Origin of the sequence: Xanthomonas campestris pv. campestris str. ATCC 33913 (assembly GCF_000007145.1) — a bacterium.
In the GTDB taxonomy this organism is placed as follows: domain Bacteria; phylum Pseudomonadota; class Gammaproteobacteria; order Xanthomonadales; family Xanthomonadaceae; genus Xanthomonas; species Xanthomonas campestris.
This window is the reverse complement of sequence record NC_003902.1, coordinates 4,207,187-4,225,889: the sequence shown is the minus strand read 5'-3', so window position 1 is coordinate 4,225,889 and position 18,703 is coordinate 4,207,187. Positions and strand designations below refer to the sequence as shown.

At 65.2% G+C, this 18,703-nt stretch carries 14 protein-coding genes, 1 other RNA gene and 1 pseudogene; 8 read left to right on the top strand and 8 right to left on the bottom strand.

What is annotated here, in order from left to right; genetic code table 11:
- Window positions 1-101 precede the first annotated feature (101 nt).
- Window positions 102-392, top strand: a complete 291-nt coding sequence (locus XCC_RS18335) for a hypothetical protein (protein ID WP_011038632.1) — start codon at window positions 102-104, stop codon at window positions 390-392.
- A 22-nt stretch (window positions 393-414) separates the two neighbouring features.
- Here the strand turns inward: XCC_RS18335 and XCC_RS18330 are convergent, their stop codons facing one another.
- Window positions 415-1,266, bottom strand: coding sequence for a class I SAM-dependent methyltransferase (locus XCC_RS18330; protein WP_407077093.1), 852 nt, complete (start codon window positions 1,264-1,266; stop codon window positions 415-417).
- A 400-nt stretch (window positions 1,267-1,666) separates the two neighbouring features.
- Between XCC_RS18330 and XCC_RS18325 the strand changes: the two genes are divergently transcribed.
- Window positions 1,667-2,542, top strand: a complete 876-nt coding sequence (locus XCC_RS18325; protein WP_012437301.1) for a DMT family transporter — start codon at window positions 1,667-1,669, stop codon at window positions 2,540-2,542.
- A gap of 140 nt (window positions 2,543-2,682) precedes the next feature.
- Here the strand turns inward: XCC_RS18325 and XCC_RS18320 are convergent, their stop codons facing one another.
- On the bottom strand, window positions 2,683-3,453 hold the full coding sequence (locus XCC_RS18320) for a transporter substrate-binding domain-containing protein (protein ID WP_011038629.1): 771 nt from the start codon (window positions 3,451-3,453) through the stop codon (window positions 2,683-2,685).
- A 172-nt stretch (window positions 3,454-3,625) separates the two neighbouring features.
- Between XCC_RS18320 and XCC_RS18315 the strand changes: the two genes are divergently transcribed.
- Window positions 3,626-3,850 (top strand): hypothetical protein, encoded by a 225-nt coding sequence (locus tag XCC_RS18315; protein WP_011038628.1) that lies wholly within the window; start codon window positions 3,626-3,628, stop codon window positions 3,848-3,850.
- A 476-nt stretch (window positions 3,851-4,326) separates the two neighbouring features.
- Here XCC_RS18315 and XCC_RS18310 read toward each other — a convergent pair whose 3' ends face one another.
- On the bottom strand, window positions 4,327-6,099 hold the full coding sequence (locus XCC_RS18310; protein WP_011038627.1) for an expansin EXLX1 family cellulose-binding protein: 1,773 nt from the start codon (window positions 6,097-6,099) through the stop codon (window positions 4,327-4,329).
- Between the two features lie 393 nt (window positions 6,100-6,492).
- On the bottom strand, window positions 6,493-8,139 hold the full coding sequence (locus tag XCC_RS18305) for a glycoside hydrolase family 6 protein (RefSeq protein ID WP_029217054.1): 1,647 nt from the start codon (window positions 8,137-8,139) through the stop codon (window positions 6,493-6,495).
- Window positions 8,140-8,312: 173 nt separating this feature from the next.
- Between XCC_RS18305 and XCC_RS18300 the strand changes: the two are divergent.
- The 3 genes and pseudogenes from XCC_RS18300 to XCC_RS18290 all read left to right on the top strand — a co-directional run bounded on the left by XCC_RS18300 (window position 8,313) and on the right by XCC_RS18290 (window position 11,817).
- Window positions 8,313-8,672 (top strand): annotated as a pseudogene (locus XCC_RS18300) (hypothetical protein).
- A 688-nt stretch (window positions 8,673-9,360) separates the two neighbouring features.
- Entirely contained in the window at window positions 9,361-10,740 is a 1,380-nt protein-coding gene (gene cycA / locus XCC_RS18295; protein ID WP_011038625.1) for a D-serine/D-alanine/glycine transporter, read from the top strand.
- Between the two features lie 159 nt (window positions 10,741-10,899).
- Window positions 10,900-11,817: a CorA family divalent cation transporter gene (locus XCC_RS18290; RefSeq protein ID WP_029628845.1), complete on the top strand. Its 918-nt coding sequence runs from the start codon at window positions 10,900-10,902 to the stop codon at window positions 11,815-11,817.
- A 306-nt stretch (window positions 11,818-12,123) separates the two neighbouring features.
- Here XCC_RS18290 and XCC_RS18285 read toward each other — a convergent pair.
- The 4 genes from XCC_RS18285 to XCC_RS18270 form a co-directional block, all read right to left on the bottom strand.
- Window positions 12,124-12,198: non-coding RNA, sX9 sRNA (locus XCC_RS18285), on the bottom strand.
- Between the two features lie 149 nt (window positions 12,199-12,347).
- Window positions 12,348-13,043, bottom strand: a complete 696-nt coding sequence (locus XCC_RS18280) for an AIM24 family protein (protein ID WP_019237224.1) — start codon at window positions 13,041-13,043, stop codon at window positions 12,348-12,350.
- 351 nt (window positions 13,044-13,394) lie between these two features.
- Window positions 13,395-15,068 carry an alpha,alpha-trehalase TreA gene (treA, locus tag XCC_RS18275; RefSeq protein ID WP_011038621.1) on the bottom strand — a complete coding sequence of 558 codons (1,674 nt, stop codon included), beginning with the start codon at window positions 15,066-15,068 and terminating at the stop codon, window positions 13,395-13,397.
- Between the two features lie 252 nt (window positions 15,069-15,320).
- The gene (locus XCC_RS18270) at window positions 15,321-16,112 is read right to left on the bottom strand and encodes a DUF72 domain-containing protein (RefSeq protein WP_011038620.1); all 792 of its coding nucleotides are present in this window, start codon (window positions 16,110-16,112) and stop codon (window positions 15,321-15,323) included.
- Window positions 16,113-16,197: 85 nt separating this feature from the next.
- On the opposite strand from XCC_RS18270, the gene XCC_RS18265 reads away from it, so the two are divergent.
- Window positions 16,198-16,950, top strand: coding sequence for a DNA-formamidopyrimidine glycosylase family protein (locus XCC_RS18265; RefSeq protein WP_011038619.1), 753 nt, complete (start codon window positions 16,198-16,200; stop codon window positions 16,948-16,950).
- Between the two features lie 154 nt (window positions 16,951-17,104).
- Window positions 17,105-18,115 (top strand): hypothetical protein, encoded by a 1,011-nt coding sequence (locus XCC_RS18260; RefSeq protein WP_011038618.1) that lies wholly within the window; start codon window positions 17,105-17,107, stop codon window positions 18,113-18,115.
- Window positions 18,116-18,703: the final 588 nt, after the last annotated feature.

Genomic DNA, 18,703 nt, shown 5'->3' with positions numbered 1-18,703 from the left:
CCTTCAGATCATCCAGCCCAGGGATGCAGCAGCCCACGCGTTGGGCCACGCGCCTGCATTGCTAGACTCCCGGCACTGCAAATGGAGCGCACCGCGTGGAGATGGAAACCCTGAAGGCCGCGCGGCGGCCAACGGTGTTCGGTGGGCTGTCGTTGCTGGCGGTGCCGGTGGGTGGTGGTGTCGGGATCATTGCCGCCGCCGGCTACGGCGGTTACGGCGCGGCGATTGCCGGGCTGATGGTCGCGGTCTGCGTGGCGGCCGTCATCGGGCTGGCGTGCCTGATGCTGTCGCGGCTCAACAATGAGCGCTATGCGCCGCTCGCATGGGCCGGTGCGGTGCTCAGCGTCATTCCCGGCGTGATGCTGCTGGTCGTCATCGTGCTGCGAGGTTGACGCTGATTGCCTCAGACGCGCATCACCGACGTGGCGGCAGCACCGCCAGCACGCCATCGAGCGCCAGCTGGGTGCGAAACCCGGCCTTGCTCAGCCGCTTGCTCACTTCGTTGGGCACGTCGCGGCCGCTGGTGAGCCTGTTGGGCGCGCCGGTGTAATGGAACAGGCGCCCGCCCGGACGCAGCACGCGCGCCAGCTGGTCGTAGAACACCTGCGAATACAGCTCCCCGGCAATGCCGAAGCGTGGCGGGTCGTGCAGGATGGCATCGAATGCTGCATCGGCCAGCGTGGTGATGTGCTGCGCCACATCGCCATGGGTGAGGTGCAGGCGGCCGGCCGCTGCTGCCGCGTCCGGATCCGGCGACCAGGGGTTGAGCGTGCGCAGCCACAGCACGTCGGCGTTCTTTTCGAACGACTGCAGCTGCGCGACGCCGGCCTCCAGGCAGCAGGCCGCGAAGTAGCCGAGGCCGCCGCAGGTGTCGAGCACGGTCTTGCCGCGCGGTTCCACCAGCGCCACCTTGCGTTGCGCATCCTCGAACGGCGAGAGCTGCGCGGAGGGCAGCATCTTGATGCCATCGATCTCGAAGGTGGGCGGGCCCCAGTCGGTGGGCACCAGCTTGATCAAGCTGCTGCCAAAGCGCGAGATGGGTTCGAAGTCGTCGCCATCCCAGAAATACAGCGTGCGGTCCTTGAGCTTGCCCGGATACGGGTAGCCCTTGCCCCGCCACTGCCAGGTCTGCGCATCGAGCTCGGCGGTGGCCGTGGTGCGGCCCAGGTCCAGCGAGCCGGTCCAGCGTGGGAGCCCCTTATCGCGCGCGGCAAGCAGGGCGAGGGCGTCGGAGCGGGTCAGCAGGGGGCCGGAGTAATGGGGCACGATGGCGGTCTGCACCGGGCCGCGCCACACGCACGACCAGGCTGAAGGGGAGGGACCGGCATCGTACCTGAGCCATTGCGCCGCGGCATCGGGGCAATGCGTACGTGTTGGAGGCCGTTGTGCTGGCGTAGCGCTGGCGGCTTGGCCACCCTTGGGAGCGCGCGGACGACGACCCGGTATGCAAGATGCGCTTGTGCACTGCGTGGCATGCACATTTCGAAGCGACTGCGCTCCGCAAGCGGGCCGCGCTGGGCCAACACACCGCCGTGTCGCTGCTATCGCGGTACTACCGTGCCCGGATTCACCGCGCGCCAATTCCGCTTGAGCGCATCGCACCGCATACTTGGCCATGCCGGCATCGACACCGCGTCGGATGCAGCGCCACTGCGGAGTGCGGTCCATGCTGAAGGGTGTGTTGTTGGGGTTTGCGTGCTACGCGGCCTATTCGATCAGCGATGCGTTTGTGAAGCTGCTGGAAGGCACGCTGCCGGCCTATGAAGTGCTGTGCCTGGGCGCACTGCTGATGCTGGTGGCGGTGCCGTTCCTGAAGAAGCCCGAAGACCGCTTGCGCGAGCTGGTGATGGCCAAGCAGCCGGCGCTGTGGCTGTTGCGTGCGCTGACCGGCGCCATCGGCAACCTGACCTCGGTGATCGCCTTCACCACCTTGCCGATGGCCGAAGCGTTCGCGCTGATCTTCCTGATGCCGATCTTTGTCACCGTGCTGTCGGTGGTGTTCCTCAAGGAGGAAGTGCGCTGGCGGCGCTGGTCGGCGGTGATCGTCGGCTTTATCGGCGTGCTGATCGTGCTGCGGCCGGGCTTTCGCCACCTCACCCATGGGCATGTGGCCGCGATCGTGTGTGGCCTGGTCGGTGCGATTTCGGTGATCACCTTGCGCATGGCCGGGCATAGCGAAAAACGCCTCACCTTGTACGGTGCCGGCGTGATCGGCCCGCTGGTGATGGGCGCGATCTTGATGCTGCCGACTTTCGTGTGGCCCACGCTGTACCAATGGGGCCTGCTGGCCGGCTACGGCCTGTTGGCGGGCCTGGCGGCGATCTGCCTGATGTACGCCACGCGCATGGCCCCGGTCAGCGTGGTGGCGCCCACCCAGTACAGCCAGATGCTGTGGGCGATTGCTTTCGGCTACCTGTTGTTCCATGACCACCTGGATTGGCCAATGGCGGTTGGCATTGCGCTGATCCTGGGCGCCGGGCTGTTCACCCTGGTGCGCGAGGAGCAGGTATCGCGCTGGTGGCGACGCACCAAGATTGTGTGAGGTGCGGCGTGTAGCGCCGCGGGAATGGGGAGTCGGGAATCGGGAATCGCAAGAGCAGCTGCTGGCGCTGATCATTACGGCGCAGCGCCTTTGCGATTCCCGATTCCCGATTCCCGATTCCCGACATCACAGCGTGATCGTCAGCGCCCCCACCAATGCTCGACGATGCGCGCATAGTCGCCACTGGCCTTGCTCAGGTGCAGCCATTGATCCACGTACGCCTTCCACGCCGCGTCGTCGCGTGGGAGCAGGAAGGCTTTTTCGCTGTATTGCAGGGGCTGCTCGGGTGCGACTGCGCACAGGCCGGGCAGGCGTGCCTGCTGGAATGTGGCTTCGGAGGCGTCGGTAATCATCACGTCGGCGCGGCCCTGCCGGAGTTCTTCGAAGATGGTGGTGTTGTCTGCAAACAACCGCAGGTTCGCCTGCGGCAGTTGACGCCGTGCGAACGCCTCGTTGGTGCCGCCGGGCGGTTCGATCACACGCACCTCCGGGCGATTGATCTGGGCGACGCTGCGATAGCGCGCCTGATCGGCGCAGCGCACCAGCGGAATCTTGCCGTCGACATCCAGCACGCTGCTGAAACTGGCCTGGCGCTGCCGTTGCAAGGTCACCGAAATGCCGCCCACCGCCAGGTCGCAGCGATCGGCCAGCAGGTCGTGCATCAGCTGTGGCCAACTGGTACGGACGAACTGCACCCGCGCATCCAGGCTGTCTGCCAACGCCTGTGCCAGCGCGATATCGCTGCCCTCGAACTGCCCATCGGCGCGCAACAGCGAATACGGGCGGTAGTCGCCGGTGGTGCAGACGCGCAGCACGCCGGCGCGCACCACCGCATCCAGGCGCGAGGCCGGTGCTGCTGCCGTAGCGGCGCCGCACAGGAGCAGCAGCATGATCAGAAGACGTGGGCGCATGACGGCGGCCTGGAGGGCGGAGCCCCATGATAGCCACTGGCCCGCAGGCAACCACAGCGCAGCGGTGCGCGCTCAGCGTCAACGGCATGTCAGCGCCCGCGCGCTGCGGCTCACGGCCTGCTAGCGCTGCGCGCACTAGCGTCGAGCACAGGTTCCCAGCTGGAGATGTCGCATGATCCTGTATTCGCTCAACACCGATCCGCCTGCGTCCGTTGTCTCGCAGTTTCGCTTGCACGGCACGCCGGGGCCGCAACGCGACGACGACTTGCCGCCCTCGAACGACCCCTCGCCACGGCGCGGCGGTATCGACGATGAAGTGGGCGATCTCGACAACCCCGAGAACGACGACGATCAGGCATTACCCGGGCGCGTCGGTGGTGGCCTGGCGGGTGGTTGATGCACCTGGATTGCACCGGCGAAACTACCCAAGTAGAGGCCGATGCGACGTTGCATAGAGGCCGCGCCGTCGTTCGCTGCCAGAGGCGCATGGTAATAACAGCATGGCCTCATTGCCGTTTACAACAGCGCCAATTAGCGTATACCGCTATTTGGTCGGTATTGCTGGCGATTCACGGTGCTCTACTCGAGCGGCCAAGCGTTGGCCACACGCGCGCAACTGCGTAAGGCTGGCTCGCTGAAGCTGATGACTGTGTCTCTGGCGCTGCGTGTGTGAAGCAGTTGCACGGGCACCAACGTGGCGACGGCCGGTGCGTACAGCCGGTGCGTGACAGCGACTCGCACGCACCGGGCTGACCCAGCGAGATCAACTAGCGGCGCTGAAAGCGCTTGTCGCTCTAGACAAGCAAACGATCTAAACAAGTCCACGCCCGTTAACCAATCCAACGCTCAGTTCAGGCAAACCACCTGTTCGCGCTACGGAAACTGCACATGCCCCGGTTCGAAATACGCCGGCTTGCTGCCGTCTTCTGGCAGACGTGGCAAGGTATCGGTGAGGACCTTGCCGCGAATGTCGGTGATGCGCAGGGTTAGCGGTTGGTTGCCCAGTTGCTCGCCCAGGAAGTGGTTGTAGTCCATCTTCTGCAGGTTCTTCCAGGTGCTGCCTTGCTTCACCTCCAGCTTCACCACCGGATAGGCGTGGTTGCGCACCTGGATCGCCGCCCACCAGCGTGAGCTGCCTTCCTTGATGCGGTATTGCAGGTTGCCGGTGACCGGCGCGCGTACCACTTTCCAGCTGATCGGGATGCGCCCCTGCACCATGTCGCCGATCGCCGCGAACGCGTTGTGCGATAGATCCAGGCCGCCGGATGCGCCCTCCGGATACAGGTCGGTCACGTAGACCGTGGTGGTGCCCTTGGGGCCGTTCACCTGCAGGTACGCGCCGGCAAGCGCGGCCTTGACGCCACCGAAGTTCAGTTGCACCGGGTTGAGCGCGGTGATGAAGGCATCACTCGGAATGGGGTCCAGCAGGAGCGCGCCGCCAGAGTAGCCGGAGCCGGTCACGGTGGCGGTGCCGGTGAAAGTACTATTCCACGGCTTCTTCCCACTCGCATTCTTCGTGCTGTCGCCGGTTGCTGTCGCAATGGCGGGCATCACGGGTAACCTGCCCCAGGCATGACGCAAGATCAGCAGTTTGTCTGCGCGGGGGCTGCCATCCGGCGCCAACAGGCCGCCGTTGTTGGCATTGCCCGTTTCCCAACTGCCGAGAAATGCGCTGCGTATTCCTGCGTTTGCCAAATAACCGCTCAATGCGGTTTGCCATGCCGGGTCACGCGGGTCGCCATCGCCCAGTCCACCGCCGAGGCTGACGGGTACCACTGCATGGTCGATTGCGAATTGGCCGAAGTCGCGTTGCCACATGGCGGGCAGTGCCTGCGCAAATCCGGGTGCGGCGAAAGCATCGGTCGTATCGCGATCCGGGCCCGCCAACTTCGGCATCAACACCAAGTGTCGGCGAGCGATGTCCAGCGGCACGCACGCGAACGGCTGAAGATTGCTGCCAGGCGCCTTGCGCTCTGGGTCACTGCACACCGCATTGCTGCCCACACCTTCCACACCGACGACCCAGCGCGGTGCCTGCGCCAGCACCCTTGCAACTGCGCGCGACGCTACCCGGTTCCAATCCTGATCCGCCGCGTTTCCTGCCCAGCTGGCATTGCGATAGCCGCTGCTGCCAAGGTCAATGCCCAGGACATTGGCGTTGCCGCCATAGCGGCGTGCCAGCGTAACCAGGCCGCGCGTCCATGCTTGCTGCTGTGCGCCCAGGAGCGGTGCGCGGTCATCGCAGCCTCCATCTGCAAACGCGAACATCACCTGCATCCCGCGCTGGCTTGCGGCATGCACCACTGCGTCGAGCAGTTGCAAGGAATCTAATCCGCGCAGCGTGGAATCGCCGGCAACTTCTGCAGCTGCCACAGGGGCGCGTTGCAGAACAGCGGCGCAGACCGGCACACGTACGGCATTGATGTCTGACGCCTGCATCCGATCCAGCAGTTGCGCCAGTGTGTTGTTGCGCATGCCGACGGCCGCCAACCCGGCGCGATCGAAGCCGGGCCAGGTGACCCCGCGAATGTGCAGCGTCTGACCTGTTGCATCGACAAGGGGAGCTTGCGTACTGACCTGCATCGCCGGCGCGGTGACCGGGATGAGCGTTGCGAGCGCGATCAAGAAATGGATATGTGATGGCATGGACGTCTTCTGGAGTGTGTTATGTACGGTTGCGTGCGAAGCGGCCTGTGCGGGTGGAGACAAAAGGGCGCAGCTCCCCGGCAACGCGCGCGATGCAGTCCCGGCATGCCACAGGCCGGGTTGGCCGTCAGCGGCACGGAGTGGACGCTGCGCCGCTTGCCGTGGCGCTACCGAGCCTGTGCCATGCAGCGCCCGTTCCGCCAGCGACGGCATCTGCTCCGATGTCATCTCATTCGAAGCGCATGCCGCGCTCCAGACAGAGGTAGAGCAGCACGACAGCGATTGAAATGGCGGGCGCAAGGCGCCGCCATCGTGGTTGCAGCGCTCCTCCCGCGGCCGAGGAGCGGTAGAGCACACTAGCCTCTACCGCTCTGTGGCAACGCAGTTATCGCATCACCGATGCGGTGTCGCGCTCACGGTGACCGAGCTCGCGTCTGCACCCGATGCGCCGTTGGCCGTTACCTTGTAGTAGTACGTGGTGCCGTTGGTGAGCGTCTGGTCCACATATGAGGGCGAGGTCAGGCCCGATGCGACGGTGATGGGAGCAGCGGTTGCGTCGGCGACACGTTGCACCGTGTAACCCGTGGCACCGGCAACGGGCGACCAGCTGAGCCTGACCTCGCCATCCGCTGCATTGGCGGTCAACCCCTTGGTCGCCGTCGGCCGACTGGCGGGCACCGCGTCGGTCGACGCCGACTGCAGCGCCGCCTTGGTCGAGGTGCCGATGGCGGGATACGCGTTGGCGACCAACTGGAGGAACTGCGCGTGGAACCAGTTACCGGCGATCGGCGCGTTCGGCAAGGCACCCGTCAACGTGCCGTCCGGCGTCGTATAGGTCGGGTCGCAGTATCTGTCGAAGCCCTTGCCCTGGTTGTTGAGGATGGACTTGCTGGCGCCGTCGGATTCGCCCGGTCCCTTACCCCACACCAAGGCATGGATATGCCCGCCGGGTGCCGCGGTCGGCGGCATGCCGATCCCCGCACCACTCTGATTGCACCAGTTGCCGCGATGGAGGCGACGGTCCACGCGTCCGGAGTCCACGTAGGTGTTGATGTCATTGCCGCTGGCAGATGCAGGGCGCGCTTTGCCGCCCCAGCCGTTGCGACCGGTGTCGATCAGAAAGCCGATCTTGCTGGACCAACCCGCGCCGACGAAGCCGTTGTAGAGCGCTTCCGCATAGGTCGATTCGTCGAAGAAACTGTTCCATTGATAGAAGTTGGACGAGCGAATGGGCTGGCCACCGATCGTCAGGTCCGGATTGGGCAGGTTCGGCTCATGAAGCGGCGTGTAATTGGCGGTGTTGGTGATGAAGCCATCCGCACTGGCCAAACCGGCTGCCGTTCCCTGCACGACCCGTGTGTATAGCGAAATTGCCGGGCTACGGTTGCTATCCCACCCCAGCCAGCCGGAATGGCCGATATCCAGGTAATTGTAAAGATTGGGAGTGGCATGGAGCTTGTCGAGCGCGTACTTGATGGCGGCCTCGTAAATGCCGCTGGATGCCGCCTGGCCGCAGGCGGGCGTGCTTTGATTGGTGACAAGATTCGGAAGGCTGTCCGGCTCGATGATGTTGACGATCCGAAGATCTTTGTATTTCGGATTGGCCAACGTCGATGCGATGACGTCGATGTATTCGGTCTTGTAGCGCTGCAAGCCGGCTTGCGTCAGTGGTAGCTCGCCGTTGGAGGCCAGCGCATGGCAGTCGCGCCCCGGCATGTCGTAAATGACAAAGCCGACCGTGATAGGCGTATTGGCCTTTTTCTGCGCCAATGCCGCATCCAGGTGGCCTTGCAGACTTAGGCGGCCGGCGTTGCGCGAGCCGCCATAGATCGCGTTGATCGAATCCAGCCAGACGGAGGTCGGATAGGACTTGACGACCTGCATCTTGGCTTTCAGTTGCACATCCTTGACCTTGACGATCGACGAGTTGACTTCCTTCGAATAATCGGGATTGAGATACCCGCTCGCGCCGACAAACGGGTTGTCGACATGGCTCTGGGCGGATGCGGCAACGGGAACGAGCAGCGCGCCTGTCAGCAACGAAACGGCGAGCTTGGATGTGACGCAGGGTCGGAGGTTTGTCGAAGATGACATTGAATTTCGCCTTGAGATGGGAAATGGTGAAACGGTGTGTAATTAGTGAAATATCAAGATGTCGCGTGATTCTCCGTGACTGGTGGTTTCTCTCGATGGATGCCCGCTCGGGGTGAGTGATGCACGTGCGCAACCGAACGCGCCCCAGATGCGCGTGCATCGGTGGTCCTGCGCCGGGGGCGATCGGCGCAGGAGATGGTGCGGTATGTCGCATTCAAGCTGCTCGCCGTATTCGCGCATCGGTCGGCGCAATGCGTCGATTCCGTTGCCCGTTTGAGCGCAGCTGCAGCGGGCTGACGCCCAGGCGCACCGGGCGATTGTGTGCCGCGTCGTTGCGGCTCATGCCCGCTTTCGTCGACCCGCCTGCCGCGACCATCGACCGGCATGGCCGGCGTATTGATCGACAACGGCAGCAGGCCTTGCAGGCAAGGTGTGGCTGGAGATGCACGGGAGACTGTCTGGCGAGGCGAAGAACGTAGAAGGCCAGCATCGATGGCGCGAATCCGTGCGCGGCCTCTAGAAAGCGAACTCTACAATAAAGCAGATCCTGGAACTGTGGACGACTACGCTCACCATCTGCGAAAGGTGTGGAGTTATTGCAGATGCCGATTATGTGGAGACGCCAACGCCAACGCCAACGCCAACGCAGACGGATATCGTTTATTCGGAGAGTTGATTCATAAAGATAATATCGAAAGTTATTTAATGCTGCCAGAAATGTTTTATTTTCGACTTTAGGAGTGGGGCGGAAAAGTATATTTCCCTGGATTATGTTGGATGTCAGTCTCGGTTGGCGTCGTGGTTCCGGGGCATTCCGCCACAGCTTGCGATTCCCGGTGCCTGGCAGTGAACGCGAACCAGCGCGTCTGACCTGGATGCCGGTGTCGGAAGACCTCGGGATGGTTCGATGCGAGGTCGCTACGGTCGAGATGGCGTGAGCAGGTACCGGCAGACTGAGCTGCATGCAGTGCGGATTGTCTCCGCCGGGAGCGCGGTACGGCCTGAACGCTGGTTGCGGTCTTGGGGCGGTGCAGGTCTGCGACGCGGGCCTTGCCCAGGTCGTTGCAGAGGACCTGTCCACCACAGCCTGGCATAAGGCGCGCCCCCTGGCACGCATGGGCGCGATCTCGTATTTTTGTCGGCTTGCTCACCGTTGGTGCCGTGCCCATGTCCGACCCGTCCGCGCCCGATCATCTGCAACGCAGTCTGTCCAACCGCCACCTGCAACTGATCGCGATCGGCGGTGCGATCGGCACCGGCCTGTTCATGGGCTCCGGCAGAACGATCAGCCTGGCCGGGCCGTCGATCCTGTTCGTGTACCTGATCATCGGCGTGATGCTGTTCTTCGTGATGCGCGCCATGGGCGAGCTGCTGTTGTCCAACCTGGACTACAAGTCGTTCATCGACTTCTCCACCGATCTGCTCGGGCCCTGGGCGGGGTTCTTCTGCGGCTGGACGTACTGGTTCTGCTGGATCATCACCGCCATTGCCGATGTCATCGCGATTGCAGCGTACGCCCAGTTCTGGTTTCCCGAACTGGCGCCATGGGTGCCGGCGGTGCTGTGCGTGCTGCTACTGCTGGCGTTGAACCTGGTCACGGTGAAGTTGTTCGGCGAGATGGAATTCTGGTTTGCGCTGATCAAGATCATCGCCATCTGCGCGTTGATCATCACCGGTGCGGGCCTGGTGATGTGGGGCTTCCGGTCGCCCTCCGGCCACGTGGCATCGCTGAGCAATCTGTGGAACGACGGCGGCATGTTCCCGATGGGAATCGGCGGGTTCTTTGCAGGGTTTCAGATCGCGGTATTCGCCTTCGTTGGCATCGAGCTGGTGGGCACCACCGCTGCGGAAACCGCCGACCCGCAGCGTAATCTGCCCAAGGCGATCAACTCGATCCCGGTGCGCATCCTCATCTTCTACGTGCTGGCGCTGATCGCGATCATGGCGGTGACGCCGTGGCGGCAGGTGGTGGCCGACAAGAGCCCGTTCGTGGAGTTGTTCGTGCTGGCCGGTGTGCCGGCGGCAGCCAGCCTGATCAATTTCGTGGTGCTCACCTCGGCCACTTCATCGGCCAATAGCGGCATCTTTTCCACCAGCCGCATGCTTTACGGCCTGGCCGAAGAACGCAACGCGCCCAGGGGCTTTGCCAAGCTGACGCGGGCGGCGGTGCCGGCGCGCGGCCTGCTGTTCTCGTGCATCTGCCTGCTGCTGGGCGCGATGCTGGTGTATCTGATTCCCGATCTGGTCACCGCATTCACGCTGGTCACCACCTTGTCGGCCGTGCTCTTCATGTTCGTGTGGTCGTTGATCCTGTGCGCGTACATCGCGTACCGGCGCAAACGCCCGGAGCAGCATGCGGCTTCGGCGTTCAAGATGCCCGGTGGCGTGTTGATGTGCTACGTGTGCCTGGCGTTCTTCGCCTTCATCATCGTGTTGCTGACCTTGCAGCCCGACACACTGCACGCACTGCTGGTGAGCCCGCTGTGGTTTCTGGTGCTGGCGATTGCCTATTGGGTGAGGCGAAACCAGTCGCCCACAGCCCGCTGAGTGTGCGCCGCCGCCGCATGCGGGCGTCGCGTCGCCGTGGCGGCGTCGCGGGCACATGGGGCAAACACGACCGCCAGCTGAGTGCGGACAGCCGCCGGCGTTGACGCGGGTGAGGCGGCACCGGATGCTCGCCAGCATTCTTCCGCCATGGCCCGCCGCATGATCACCATCCACTCCACCTCCGCCGCCGATCACACGCAGGGATGGTGGGTGGACCTGTGCCAGCCCAGCGCGCAGCAGTTGGCCGAGGCGGCCAAGCGGGTGGGCTTTGCGCTGCCCGACCGCGCGGCGATCGGCGAGATCGAATTCAGTAGCCGGGTGCGGCACGAAGGCGATGTGCTGTTCCTCAACGTGCCGCGCTTCCAGGACGACGACGGCCCGACCGCGCCGCTGGGCTTTGCAGTCTCGGCGCACATGCTGGTCACCCAACGCGAGCAGCCGATGGGCTCGCTGGATGCAGTGGCCGCGCGGTTGGCCCACGCGCCCTGCCGGGGCGGCGACGACCTGCTGCTGCGCATCTTCGATCAACTGGTCGGCCACCTGGCGGACCGTCTGGAAGCGCTGGAAGCAGAGATCACCGAGACCACCCGCGCGGTGTTCGACACCTCCACCAAGACCAAGACCGGCGCGCTGGAACGCATGCTGCACCAGGTGGGCGACATGGGGCGCCGCCTGGGTGGGCTGCACAATGCAGGCCAGGGGCTGCTGCGGCTGGTGACGTACCTGGATGGCGCCGCCCCCGAGTGGTTTGGCGACGATGCCGCCAGGCGCATTGGGCTACTGCACAAGGACCTGACCACCTTGAGCGAGTTCCAGCAGCACATGGACGACCGCATCGAGTTCCTGCTCGACAGCGTGCTCGGCTTGATCAACATGGAGCAGAACAACGTCATGAAGGTGATGGCGGTGGCGTCGGTGGTCGGCATTCCGCCCACGGTGCTGGTCGGCATCTGGGGCATGAATTTCGCGCACATGCCCGAGCTCAAATGGCACGACGCGTACTACTGGGCGCTGGGCGTCATCGCGCTGAGCGTGGTGGTGCCGCTGGCCTGGTTCCGCAAGCGCGGATGGGTGTGAGGCGGGCTTGTGCAGCCACCTTCCGCGGATGACCGCACGTAGCGTCTAGAAGGTTGGAGTGGGAAACATCGCGTTGAAGACGCGATCCATCACCCGCGTGGCATGGTCCGTGCGCCGACACGTGGTGGGGTGCCCGGTGGCAAGCAGATGGGCCTTGCTCTCGGCCACGCCACTTGGACCGCTGTAGCGCCAGTGAGCTGCAACATCGCATTGGCAGGTCCACTGCTCCTGCCCGTCCAGTGCGCTGTGCGCAGCCAAGCCCAACGCTGCGCCGGTGGCGAGCACGCCTGTCACCAGAGCTAGAGCGGCTAACAAAACGTAGCGAGCAGCCGTCAGATGGGTGCGGACGGCGCGGAGGAACCGGAGTGTACGTGGGTACATGCCGATTTCGAGCACCGGCCGCGCCCGCCTGGCGGCTGCGCAGTCGTTTTGATAGCTGCTCTTAGTACAAGCATCTTCTGCAAGGCACGCGATCTCCGATCACCGCTGCAGTGCCCAACCACGCGTCTGCGTAGCTGGGCAACGGGGCATCAGCCCTTGGTCTGGAAGCTGGCTTCTTCGTACGGCTGCACCACCACCCAGCCTTCGCCGGCGAAGCGCATCTGCAGGCTTTCGCCCGAGCCGCGGCCGAACAGCGTGCCGATCGAGACATCGGTCACCAGCTCCGGGGTCAGCGTGCCGGACCAGGCCACCGTGGCGTTCGGGTCGGTGAACACCGGGCCGCTGGCGGCGGTGACCGGCAGGGTCAGCGGCTCGTAATGCGAGGTGATCGCCACGATGCCGTGGCCGCTCAGGCGCACGTTGAAGAGGCCGCCGGACAGCATGCCGGCCACTTTGCGCATCATCGTGATCTTGTGTTCGACGCCCGACTCGAACGCCAGCACGTCGTTGCCATTGACGAAGATCGCCTCGCCGTTCAAGCGCAGCAGCGTGACCAGCTTGCCGAGGTCGGCCAGATACACGCGGCCCTGGCCTTCGGCCTTCATCAGCTGCATGCCTTCACCGCTGACTGCCTTTTTCAGCAGGTTGCCCAGCCCTTGTTCCAGCAGGCCCTCGCGGGTGAACTTGACGTTGCCGGTGCGCGCGACCATGGCGCCGGCCTTGGACCAGACCATGCCGTCCAGGCGCACCTCGAGCAGATGCGGGTTTTCCAGTTCGAACGGATCGGGGCTGACGTCCTTTTCCTTGGAATGGGCGAGAAATTCGTTGAGCGTGCGTACGGCCATGGGTCCGTCCTGGAAGTGAAAGAATGCGCATGATACCCGCCGCCCGCGTACCTGACGGCAGACAGGGCGATGCATGCGCTGCCCCGCAGGCTTCCGCGCGCGTGGCCGATTGCCTGAGGTGCAGTTCCCTTCACAGCTGCCCCGTTGTCGCACACGCCGCATGTGCTGGCCGGTGGCCAGTTGCGATGCGTGACGAAGGCCACGAGCTGCGTCGTAGGAGCGCTTGCGCGCGATGCGGCGCTCTCGGTCAAGCGCCATCGCGCGCAAGCGCGCTCCTACCAACAGCCGTCGTCGATCAGGCCGCAATGCTGCTGGCGCTGCTGGCATGGCATGCGCCAACCACCGCCACGCTCAGGGAGCGGCGGGCTCGGGCTTGCGCTTGGTCTTGGCCGGAGCCTGGGTGGCGCCCTGTGAGGGGTACAGGTTCAACAGCATCAACGTGACGCCATTGGTCCAGCCAAAGCCGTCCTGCAATGCATATTCGCCACCGCCGCCGCCGGCTGCATCGGCGTCCAGGCCGTATTTTTCGACCAGCTTGTGCTCGCGCGCGAATAGCGCCTGCACCTGGGTGAGGAAGCGCTCGCCGATGGTGCGGGCCAGGCCGTCTTCGCCGTAGCGACGCAGGCCGTCCACGGCCACCCATTGCAATGGCGCCCAGCCGTTGGGTTCGTCCCACTGCTGGCCGGTCTTCAACGCGGTGGTGGCCAGGCCGCCGGGACGCAGCAGGCGGGCGCGCACGCTGGTGGCAGTGCGCTTGGCGTGGTCATCCGAAGCCAGGCCGGCGAACAGCGGGTACAGCGCCGCCGCGGTGACCTGGTTGCTCAGCGTGCGGGTCTGCCAGTCGTAGTCGGCGTAGTAGCCGGCTGCATTCCACAGGTGCGCGTCGATGGCCTGCTTGCGCTGCTGTGCGAGCGCAGCGTAGTCCTGGCTGCAGGCGGTGCCGGTGTGCGCGCAGGCCTGCGCCAGGGTGCGTTCCAGGTGATACAGCAGGCTGTTGAGATCGATCGGCACAATCGCGGTGGTGCGGATGGTGCTCAGCGTCTTGCCGTCGGCCAGCCAGCGGCTGGTGTAGTCCCAGCCACTTTCGGCGCCGGCGCGCAGGTCGCGGTAGACATCGGCGGCCGGGCGGTCATGCGCCTCGGCAGCGGTGCGGGTGTCGTGCAGCCAGGCTTCCGGGCGCGGGGTATCGCGCTCGTCCCAATAGCGATTGAGCACGCTGCCATCGGCCAGGCGCACCACATGGCGTGCGGCCTGGCCGGGTTGCAGATCGTCGCCGCCCTGCATCCAGTACGCGTATTCCTTCTGCAGCTGCGGCAGGTAGCGCTGGTACACCGCCTCGCCTTCCACGCCGGCCTGCAGTTCCACCATGTAGGAGAATAACGGCGGCTGCGAGCGGCTCAGGTAGTAGGTGCGGTTGCCGTTGGGGATGTGCCCGTAGGTGTCGATCAGGTAGGCGAAGTTGTCCAGCATCTGCCGGCTCAGCGTGGTTTCGCCACTTTTCACCAGCCCCAGCATGGTGAAGTACGAATCCCAGTAATACACCTCGCGGAAGCGTCCGCCCGGCACCACGTACGGGTGCGGCAACGCCAGCAGGCTGCTGTGTGCGGGCACGTTGGTCTGGCTGCGTACCAGCTTGGGCCACAGCGCGTCGATGTGCTCGCGCAGCGCGGTGTCCTGGCGGATCGCATCGGTCTGTACCGGCGGCGATTCCTCGAAGTTGGCATCCACGAACTTGCGCAGGTCAAAGCCGGCATGCTCGTGCTGCGCCAGATAGTCGGCGTTGATCAGGGCTGGGTCGCGCAGCGGCAGAAAGTCGACGAAATGCTTCTGGTCGTCGAACAGCTCCCCGCGCTGCACGGCCTGGAACAGCTCCGGATACGCCAGGTCGGGCGTGGGCGGCGTGGGCGCGGGCGCGCTGACCACCGCACCTTCCAGCGGCGTGGCCGCCAGGGCGCAGGGCGCAACGAACATGCTCAGCGACAGACCAAGCAACGAGGTGCAGCACGGGGGCGCAGCAGCGCTCATGGCATCTCCAGAACGGGCGGGGGCGTGCGGCATGGTAAACGACCGAAGTGGCGGGTGGAGCCGCAGGCGCTGTGTCGGGGGACCGGCACGCCGCACGCGGCAAACGGGGTTCAGCAACGTGATCTCGCGCAATGCCGCATGGTGCAAGGCCACACTGCCGATTCAGGCCTATCGGCCCGTGCCAGCGCAGCTTGAGCACACGGCGGTGCGTGTCACACGTCATGGCTGCTGCAAGATGCGCGCCACCGCGCGCTAGCGGCCGATTCCCAACAGCTTCTGCAGCTGCAAGGCATTGGGCACGGCCAGCCCGGCAGCGGTGTTGTCGAAGATCACCCACTGCTCGTTCGCCGCATGCGCGGCCATGCCGCTGCGGACCGCGGCCGCCAGGCGCTGCAAGGCGGCGTTGTCGTATCCGCTGTAATAGACCTTGGGGGTGCCGTGCCAGCGCCAATATGCCGGCGCGCCGGGCATGCCTGGCGCGTCGGGCAGCGCGGCGGCAGGCACCGGTGCCGGGTCGGCCGCACACCGCGCGATGCGGTGGCGGTGCAGCAGCGCCTGCGCCTGGGCGGTGAACCAGCTGGGATGGCGCGGCTCGCACACCACTGCGCCGTCCCAGCGCCGGCGCAGGACGGCAAAGAAGCTGGCCGCCACGCGTGCATCGAACACCGCACTGGGCGGCAACTGCAGCAGCAGGCAGCCCAGGCGCTCGCCCAGCGCGCCCGCCTGCGCCAGGAACGCATCCAGCAATGGACCGGCCTGGTGCAGGCGCGCATCGTGGCTGATGCTGCGCGGCAGCTTGACCGAGAAGCGGAAGTGCGTCGGCACGCTGTCGGCCCAACGCGCGTAGGTCGACGTGCGATGCGGGCGATAGAACGAGGAGTTGATCTCCACTGCATTCAGGCGCGTGGCATAGCGCTGCAGCACGCTGCTGCCGGCGCCGAACTGTGCGCGCTCGGCTGCGGGAATCGACCAGCCCGCGCAGCCGCAATACACCCGTGGCAGGGCGGTGGCAGCGGGCTGCGGGGGCGGTGCGGAGGTGGACACGCCGCACTGTATGCAGGCAGGCGCGTCTGCACGATGTCTGCACTGCGCTCACGGCCGACTCACGCCGCGCTTCGATACTGATGGCATGCCTGAAGGTCCCTCCCTTGTCATCCTGCGCGAAGAAGCCGCGGCGTTTGTCGGGCGCAAGATCCTGCGCGTGCAGGGCAACAGCAAGCAGGACATCGCGCGCCTGCAACAGCAAAAAGTGCTGGCGCTGCGCAGCTGGGGCAAGCATCTGTTGATCGAATGCGCGCAGTTCAGCGTGCGCATCCACTTCCTGCTGTTCGGCAGTTACCGCATCAACGAAGACAAACCCAACGCGGTGCCGCGGCTGAGGCTGGAATTTTCCAAGGGCGAGACACTCAATTTCTACGCCTGCTCGGTGCAGTTCATCGAGCGCCCGCTGGATGAGGTGTACGACTGGAGCGCGGATGTGATGAATCCGCTGTGGGATGCCGCGCAGGCACGGCTCAAGTTGCGTGCCGCCCCGCAGCTGCTGGCCGCCGATGCGCTGCTGGACCAGAGCATTTTTTCCGGCGTGGGCAACATCATCAAGAACGAAGTGCTGCACCGCATCCGCGTGCATCCGGAAAGCCAGGTCGGCGCCTTGCCGGCGCGCAAGCTGGGCGAACTGGTCACGCAGGCGCGCGACTACAGCTTTGATTTCTACACCTGGAAAAAGGCCTTCGTGCTGAAGAAGCGCTACCAGGTGCACACCAAAACCATCTGCCCGCGCGATGGCGCGCCGCTGCAATACCGCAAGCATCTGGGCAAGGCCGGCCGGCGGGCGTTCTTCTGCGAGGTGTGCCAACGCCGCTACCGGCTGGAGGAAGCGTGACCGCTGTCGCAACGTGAATGGCGGCTGGCCCGATGCCGACAGACAACGAATTCCAAACGCGCCCGTCCGCGTGGCCCGCTAGATTTGCGCGTTGCGCGGCGCCCCAAGGCGTCGACGCCCGCTTATCACCCCCCTTTTGGTCTGCCGCATTGTGATGACTCGCAAGCAGGAATCGCTTATCCCGCATGTTGCCGCTGCCGCATGCACGGGCGCGATTCTGTTCTTTCTTGCCTGTCTGTTGCTGTACATGCCGCCGCCGCGCGACAGCGTGCGACACGACGACAGCTTGCAGGTGTACTTCGTGCCACGCGCGTTGCCGACCCTGCCGCCGGCCGTGCAGCCGCCCACACCGCAACAGCGTGCGCAACGCCCGCGTGCCGCCACGGCCGCGGCCCGCGCCGCGCCGCCGCCCACACACACGCCGCCGCCACCCCGGCAGGTGGCCGCATCCACCGCGACCGCACCCGCCGAGGCGTCGATGGCCGCCCAGCTGTACACCCGCGAAGGGCGCCTGCGCATGCCACCCGGCGCGCAGATCGATCCGCTGGCGCAGGCCGGTGCGGTGCCGCCGGGCATGGACGACGCCCGCGTGGCAGCCAAAACGCGCAGCGTGATGGAGCGGGTCAACCCGGTGCAGTACCAGGAAACGCGCTTTGCCAAGGACTGGAAGAGCGACGGCACGCTGGGCGATGTGGCGATGCAGGAACTCAATCGCGGCATGAAGAAGCTCAACGACAAGATCAACGGGCCGCAGACGCAGGTGGCCAAGGCACGGCCGCCGCCGGAGGTGCGCTTCAACCCGGCGCTGGCCGGCAACCAGGCCGAGATGGGCAGCGCCGCCACCGGCGATGCCTACAAGGCCGCGCCGATCGCGCACGAGAGCCTGCCCGATCTCAAGGGCGAGGCCAGCCGGCGCATCCGCGATGCATTGGCGGCGCTGGAGCAACGCAGCACGCGTTGCGAAGCAGCCACGCGCACGCCGTTGCTCAGCACGGTCCGCGGCCACCTGGCCGACCTGGAGCGCGCCGAGCACGCCTTGAACAACGGCGCCGATCCGGTCCTGGCCGCGCAGTTGCTGCCGCGGCAGGCCGACAGCGCCTACGACCTGGCGCGCCGCGCGCTGTGGTACGCGGATCGCCAACTCAAGCAGTGCGCGGCTGGCTGATCCGCGTGCACATCGCATAGGGTTCGTTGCGAAGGCTATGGCTCGCGTGACCTGTCGCGGGGCATTGCGTTGAGTGCGCTGGCGTCGCGGTTTTGTGTGGTGCGCTTGTTTCGGTGCGCCTCGTCGTTGCGAATGGGGGCGCCGATGCCGCGCGTGGATTACGCAGGCGTGGCGTCTTACACCTCTTATCGCCATCGCCAGGCACGTACCTTGCCGGCGCTGCGAAGGTCCTTGTTCATCGATCCGTGCAACGCAGCAGCGCATCTCAGCTGCTTGCGGGCGCTTAAGTGTGCGCATTTCGACTGGACGACGGCGTGGCGGTGCAGGGTGATCGCTGCATCAGCGCATCAATACAACTGCGCTTGCGTCGTTAAGAGTGCAGTTGCGGTCTGGTGTGAGTGCCGGGCAAGGACGTGCGCAGGGGGCGTCCATTTTTTTAAAGTTGCGCGACACCTGAGACGACGCAGATCCAGATCTGCAGCGCTCTGCAAATGCGGATGCGTCAGCGCTTCGACGGGACGCGTTGTTCAAACCGATGCAGCGTTACGCCTGGCTGAGAACAAACAGCCCAGTCGCCACTACCACCGC